The following is a 6,682-nucleotide window of genomic DNA, read 5'->3' as shown; positions in this document are numbered from 1 at the left end:
TACGCCGCCTTCAGCCGAGGCATCACGCGCTGGCGCGTCGCCTGCTCGAAGTCGTGCCCGAGCGCCAGCAAGCTGGCTTCGCTGAAGGCACGGCCGACGAAGATCAGGCTGAACGGGGCCTTGTTGCTGGCGTGCTGCCCCGCCGGCACGGTGAGCCCGGGCAGGCCGGCGATGTTGAGCGCCGACACCGTGGTCTCGGAGATGACACCTCCGCCGAACAGGTCCGGCAGCGCTTCGGTCGTTTGCGGCAGTACCAGCGCGTCCAGCCCATGGGCGTCCATGACCTGCTGGAAACCTTGCCGATACTGCGCACGCAGCGCGTGAAACTCAGACAGGTCCGGCGGTATCGACGGATCGGCCAGCGAAGCTTGCAGCACCGGCAGCGCTTCGGCGTACCAGTGCAAGGGCTCACCGGCATCGAAAGGCGAGGCACCTGCCAGGCGCTTCAACTCCGCCAGCGAGGGCACGCCCAAGCCTTGCAGGTAGCGGTGCAAGTCATGCGCCGCCGACTCCGTGCCGCGGAAGTCGTAGGCTCCGTTCGGCAGCGCCAGTTCGGCCAGGCCGCTGCCTGCGAACGGGTCGGCGACCAGCACCGCACCGCGCGCCTGCAAGGCCCGCTGCGCGGCCAGGTACAAGGTCTGGGTCTCGGTCGACAGCGGCGCGCTGCGCCAGCCCGGGCCGTACAGGCCCAGGCGCTTGCCCTGGAGAGTAGCCCCGCCAAGTGCGGCCTGGTAGCCGCCGGCCGGTGCCGCCGCGCCGGCCAGCAGGTCCATCGCAATCGCCGCGTCGAACACGCAGCGCGCGATCGGCCCCACCACGTCGCGCGTGCTGCCGGCCAGCGGTACCACACCGGACGTGGGCAGCAGGCCGTAGGTCGGGGTCAGGCCGACCAGGCTTTGCGCGGCTGAAGGGTTCTGGATCGAGCCACCCGTCTCTTCGCCCACACCCAGCAGCGCAAAGCCGGCCGCCACCGCCGTGGCGACGCCCGAACTGCTGGCGCCCGGGACCAGGCTTCGCTCGACCGCGTTGTACGTCGGTCCGGCCCAGCTGCTGTTGGCGCGCGTGCCATCGTCGCTGAAGGCCGGGATGTTGGTCTTGCCGACGACCACTGCATCGGCCGCCAGCAGCCGCTGCACCACCACCGCATGCTGCGATGGGAACAGGTGCACACCGCCCGTGGCCGTACTCAGCCGGTGCCAGCCCAGCGTTGACGGCGCACCCTGGTAGTCCATCGACTCCTTGATCACAACCGGTACGCCGGCCAGCGCGCCGAGCGGCTCGCCGCGCAGGCGCCGCTGATCGATGGCCCGTGCCTGGGCCAGCGCCTGCGGGTTGCGCCAGGTGAAAGCGTTGTAGGCGCCCTCCCAGCGCTCGGCCTGCGCCAGGCACGCGGTCAGCAGACCCTCGGCGGTGAAGCGGCCACTTTGCAGGCCGGCCATGGCCTCGGCCACGTCGAGCCGAACGGTGTCGATCGCCCGGCCACCGCCCTGGTTGTCGGGGTCGTTGTCGCCATCGCAGCCGGTCAGGCTGGCAGCACCGAGCGCGCCAAGGCCGGCCAAGCCCAGCGGCACGGACAGGAAACTTCGTCTGTTGATCATGGTTTCGCCGCGGCAACGCAGGCCGTCGAAGAGGTTGTCGATGTCCGGCAGTCTGTGCGGCCGGCGTATCGGTTCGACTGCAGCGCACAAGCGCCAGCGTTTCGTTGGTCAGCGCTGAACGCAACGGCTGAAGCCGTGTTTCAGGCCGCGCTCCCGGTGCGACCGGCTGTTGCCACGCGCTGCCAGGCCTGGCAAGCAAGTGCGCGAGGCTTGCCGGTCACTGCGCCAGCACCATCAGCCGCTTGAAGCAGTGGCCGACGATGCACTCGTCGGTCATGCCCATGCCGCCATGCAGCTGGATGGCCTGCGCGCCGACGAAGCGGCCGCTGGTGTCGACACGCATCTTGGCCAGCGCCAGCGTGCGGCGGCGGCGTGGCCGGTCTGCATCGCGCAGGGCAGCCAAGGCGGCATGCAAGGCGCCGCGCGCCTGCTCCACTGCGATGACCATGTCGGCCAGGCGATGGCGCAGCGCCTGGAAGCTGGCAATCGCCACGCCGAACTGCTGGCGCTGCAGCAGGTGCTCGCGCGTGGCGTCCAGCGCCCGTTCCATCACGCCCAGGCTTTCGGCGGAAGCTGCCACCAGCGCCCAGGCTTGTGCGATGTCCATCGCGTGCAGCGCAGCGTCGCCGCGGCACAGCAGCGTGTCGGCGGCGGCGGGTTGCAATGCGCCGTCGATCATGCAGGCAAGGCTGCCATCGACCAGCGTGAGTTCGCGTGCGGTCGCGGGCAACCGAACGCAGTGCAGTGCAGGCATCGCAATGCCCTGCTCGCCTTGGCCGTCATGGCCATCCGCATTGACCAGCACGATCAGCGCATCGGCCCCGGCCGCGCCGTGCAGCAGCCGGCTGCCGGGCAGCGCCACCGCATAACGCGCCGTGCCCGCCACCAGCGCCGGCAGCAAGGCTTGGGCCCCCTGCCCGGCATGGCTCAGCAGGTGCCCGGCCAGCACGGCCACCGCGGCCACCGGCTCGCGCACCAGTGCGTGGCCCAGCGCCTGGTGCAGCAGCGCCAGGTCCTCCGGGCTGCCATCCAGGCCGCCCACATCACCGGGTAGCGACAGGCCCAACCAACCCATCTCGGCAAAGGCCTGCCATTGCCGGGCGCTGAAGCCGCCCTCGTGGCGATAGGCCTGCGCCAGGTAGCGCTGCGCGCTGCTGTGCAGCAGGCTTTGTTCGTCGCTCAGCGTGAACTGCACTCAAACCCCCAGTGCATGGCGCGCAATCAGGTTGCGCTGGATTTCGTTGCTGCCGCCGTAGATCGTCACGGCGCGCCGGTACAGGTAGTCGCCGGTGATGCCGGCCGCGGCCTCATCGGCCTGATCGGGCGCGACCAGGCCGCGCTCGCCCAGCGCCTGCAGCATCAGCGCGCCGGTCTTCTGCTGCAGCTCCGAGCCCAGCACATGCAGGATGGAGCCGGCGGGCCAGGCGGTGGCCTCGGGCTTGCCGTGTTCGGACAAGGCACGCAGCGTCAGCATCTCCAGCGCCAGCAGGTCGGCTTCGGCCTCGGCCACGCGGCGCATCAACACCGCGTCCTGCTGCAGTGCCGGCGCTTCGGCCAGCAAGGCCTGCAGCCGCGCCAGCATGCGCTTGTTGCGCGGCAGCTCGGCGCTGAAGGCGCGTTCGTTGTCCAGCAAGTGCTTGGCGCAGGTCCAGCCCTGCCCTTCATCGCCGACGCGGTTGGCCTGCGGCACACGCACATCATCGAAGAACACCTCGTTCAGGCTGTGCGCACCGTCGATCGAGATGATCGGGCGGATCGTGATGCCGGGCGAGCGTGCATCGATCAGCAGAAAGCTGATGCCGCGCTGCGGCTTGGCCGCCGCATCGGTGCGCACCAGGCAGAACAGCCAGTCGGCGTAATGGCCCTCTGTTGTCCAGGTCTTCTGGCCGTTGACGATGTAGTCGCTGCCATCGGCCACCGCGCGGGTGCGCAGCGAGGCCAGGTCGGAACCGGCGCCGGGCTCGGAGAAGCCCTGGCCCCAGAAGGTTTCGCCACGCAGGATGGGCGGCAGATGACGCTCTTTTTGTTCGTCATTGCCAAAGGCCATGATCACCGGAGCCACCAGCATGAAGGCCGATGCGCAGGTGGCCGGTGCGCCGGCCAGTGCGCATTCTTCTTCGAACAAGTGGCGCTGCAATGGCGTCCAGCCTGGCCCGCCATAAGCCGCCGGCCAGTGCGGCGCCGACCAGCCTTTGGCATGCAGGATGCGTGTCCACGCCACCATGTCTTCTTTCAGTGGGTGGTGGTGGCGCCGGGCACGTTCGGCCAGCTCGGGTGGCAGCTGCTGGCGCAGGAAGGCGCGTACCTCCTCGCGAAAAGCCGCCACGCCTGGATCGGGTTCGAAGTTCATGCCGCTGCCTCGATGAAACCGCCGCGTTGCGCGAAGAGCGCCAGGTGCTCGTCATAGCGCCCGAATTCAGCGGCCATGACAATCGCCCGCTTCAACCCATGACCGACCGCGTTTTCTTCGGTGACGCCGATGCCGCCGTGCAGCTGCACCGCCTGCTCGGCGACGAAGCGCAGCGCCTGCGTCAGCTGCAGCTTCACGGCGGCCAGCACCTGGCCGCGTGAGATCGAATCGGGCTCATCGAGCATCACCGCCGCGTAGTGCGCCATGCCGCGGGCCAGCTCCAGCGCCATCAGCATCTCGGCCGCGCGGTGCTGCAAGGCCTGGAAGCGCGCAATCGGGCCGCCGAACTGCTGGCGCGTCTTCAGGTAGGCCACGGTCGTGTCCAGCAGCCATTGCATCAGGCCCACCGCTTCAGCAGCCAGTGCCGCGATGCCGGCCTGGCGGACCGACTCGATCAGCGCTGCTGCCTCGCCGGGCGGCGCGATGACATCGGCCGCCTGTGCTTGCACGGTGTCGAAGTGCAGAGTGGCCATGCGCCGGCCATCGTGCGTGCGTGTGGCATGGCGCGTGAGGCCGGGCTGCTGCGCATGCAGCACGAACAAGGCAGGGCCGGCATCGCCTTGGGCGCTCACCAGCAAGGCATCGGCGCTATCGCCGTGCAGCACGTGCGCAATGCGACCGTCGAGGCGCCAGCCTTCGCCGTCGGCTACAACGCGGCAGCCACCGCCTTCAGCCCAGGCCAATACCCAGTCACCGGTCGCAATGCGTGGCACCCAACGGGCTTGCAACGGCGGTGCTGCGCGGCGCAGTGCCGCGGCACCCAGCACAAGTGTCGGCAGCCAGGGGTCCAGGGGCATCGCCGGGCCCAGCGCCTGCATCACCACCATCGCATCGAAGGCGCTGCCACCGAGGCCGCCCTGCTCGGCCGGGTACAGCAATGCAGGCAGGCCGATCTCGCTGGCCTGCGCCCACAGCTTGCGGCTCCAGCCATTCGGCTCGGCGGCATATCGGCGGCGATGTGCGAAGCTGTACTCGCGTTCGACCAGGCGCTGCACCGCGTCCTGCAGCATGCGTTGGTCATCGTTCAATGAGAAATTCATAGCCCGAGCACCGCCTTGGCCAGAATGTTCTTCTGCACCTCCGTGCTGCCGCCATAGATCGACGCGGCGCGCAAGGTCAGGTAGCTGGCCGCGATCGTCGTGTCGGCACTGGCCTCGTCGTCAAACTCGTCGGCCGCCGCCCACGCACGGGGGCCGGCCGCATCCAGCAGCAAGGCGCTGGCGGCCTGGCGCAGCTCCGTGCCCTTCACTTTCAGGATCGAGGCCCGCGCATCGGGAGGCCCGTCCAGCAGGCGCAGCTGCAGCAGCTCCAGCGCTTGCAGTTCCACCTCGATCAAGGCCGCGCGTTCGCGGAAGCGCGGTTCGTCGGCCAGGCTGCCGCTTGCTTCACCATCGCAAGAAGGCACGGTAGCAGCCAGCGCCTTCGCGCGGGCAATCAGCCGCTTGCTCATGCCGATGCGGGCGATGCCGGTGCGCTCGTGGCCCAGCAGGACCTTGGTCATCGCCCAGCCGGCGTTCTCGTCGCCGACGCGGCACTCCACTGGCACGCGCACCGCATCGAGGAAGACTTCGTTCACCTCATGGCGGCCGTCCAGCGTGATGATGGGCCGCACGGTGACGCCCGGCGAACGCATGTCGATCAGCAGCAGCGTGATGCCGGCCTGCGGCTTCGCGGATGCATCGGTGCGCACCAGCGTGAACATCCAGTCGGCATGCTGGGCCATGCCTTGCCAGATCTTCTGGCCGTCGACGATGTAGTGCTCGCCCTGAGCATCACTGGCCCGCCTGGCACGTGTTTTCAATGCCGCGAGGTCCGAGCCGGCGCCGGGCTCGGAGAAGCCTTGTGCCCACCAGTCGTCGAGGTTGGCGATGCGCGGCAGGAAGCGCTGCTGCTGCGCCGGCGTGCCGAAGGCAATCAGCAGCGGGCCGATCATGTTGACGTTGAACGACAGCGGCTCGGGCGCCGGCGCCTGGTGCAGCGCATCGAGGAACAAATAGCGCTGCACCGCATTCCAGCCCGGCCCGCCATGCGCCACCGGCCAGCTGGGCGTGGCCCAGCCACGCTTGGCCAGGCTGCGCTGCCACTTCACGACCTCGGCTTTGCTCAGCGCACGATGCTCGGCCAGCTTGCGCCGCACTGCAGGGTCCAGTTCGGCGTCGATGAAGGCGCGCACCTCGGCCTGGAAAGCCAGGTCTTCGGCGCTGAACAGGCTGGGCATCAATCAGCGCCCATCACTCGTGGCGCGGGCAGGCCGAGCTTGCGGCAGCGCGAGCGATAGACCTTCAGCACCAGGCCGGCATCGAGTACCAGCGTCACCTTGCCCTCGGCATCGAGGTTCAGGTTCGGGCCGCGGATGGCGAACCACACATCGGTGATCTCGGTATTGCTGGCCGGCACATGCAGGGTGTGGATCGAGCCGGCGGGCTCGTACAGGTAGGAGCCGGCGCGGTTGACCGCGTCGTACTCCAGGTACTTCCACGAGCCCGACAGCGTGAAGGCATAGACCTCGCCGGTGTGCTTGTGCGTGGCCAGGGTGGCGCCCGGTTGCATGCGCATGCGCACGATCCACAGGCCGCTGGGAATATCCACCTGCACCACCTGCATCGTGATGCCGGGCTCGAACTCGACGAAGGGCAGTTCGCTCTCGGCGCGGTGCAGCGCTTCTGGAATGCCC

At 69.0% G+C, this 6,682-nt stretch carries 6 protein-coding genes; all 6 read right to left on the bottom strand.

The annotated features are described in order from the left end of the window. A partial coding sequence (locus VLK61_RS20860; protein WP_325423555.1) for an amidase occupies nt 1-1,598 on the bottom strand: 1,598 nt, incomplete at its 3' end. Nucleotides 1,599-1,815: 217 nt separating this feature from the next. Further along, nucleotides 1,816-2,793 (bottom strand): acyl-CoA dehydrogenase family protein, encoded by a 978-nt coding sequence (locus tag VLK61_RS20855; protein ID WP_325423554.1) that lies wholly within the window; start codon nt 2,791-2,793, stop codon nt 1,816-1,818. Continuing rightward, a complete protein-coding gene (locus VLK61_RS20850) occupies nt 2,794-3,948 on the bottom strand; it encodes an acyl-CoA dehydrogenase family protein (RefSeq protein WP_325423553.1) in 1,155 nt (384 codons plus the stop codon). It lies immediately after the preceding gene. Next, entirely contained in the window at nt 3,945-5,048 is a 1,104-nt protein-coding gene (locus VLK61_RS20845) for an acyl-CoA dehydrogenase family protein (protein ID WP_325423552.1), read from the bottom strand. The genes VLK61_RS20850 and VLK61_RS20845 overlap by 4 nt, the downstream gene beginning before the upstream one ends. Next, nucleotides 5,045-6,226, bottom strand: a complete 1,182-nt coding sequence (locus VLK61_RS20840) for an acyl-CoA dehydrogenase family protein (protein ID WP_325423551.1) — start codon at nt 6,224-6,226, stop codon at nt 5,045-5,047. The genes VLK61_RS20845 and VLK61_RS20840 overlap by 4 nt, the downstream gene beginning before the upstream one ends. Then, on the bottom strand, nt 6,226-6,682 hold a 457-nt coding region (locus tag VLK61_RS20835; protein WP_325423550.1), incomplete at its 5' end, for a 2,4'-dihydroxyacetophenone dioxygenase family protein. The genes VLK61_RS20835 and VLK61_RS20840, both read right to left, overlap by 1 nt.

The sequence above is a fragment of the Aquabacterium sp. genome (genome assembly GCF_035476535.1).
GTDB lineage: Bacteria > Pseudomonadota > Gammaproteobacteria > Burkholderiales > Burkholderiaceae_C > Pseudaquabacterium.
This window is presented reverse-complemented; position numbering and strand designations above follow the sequence as displayed.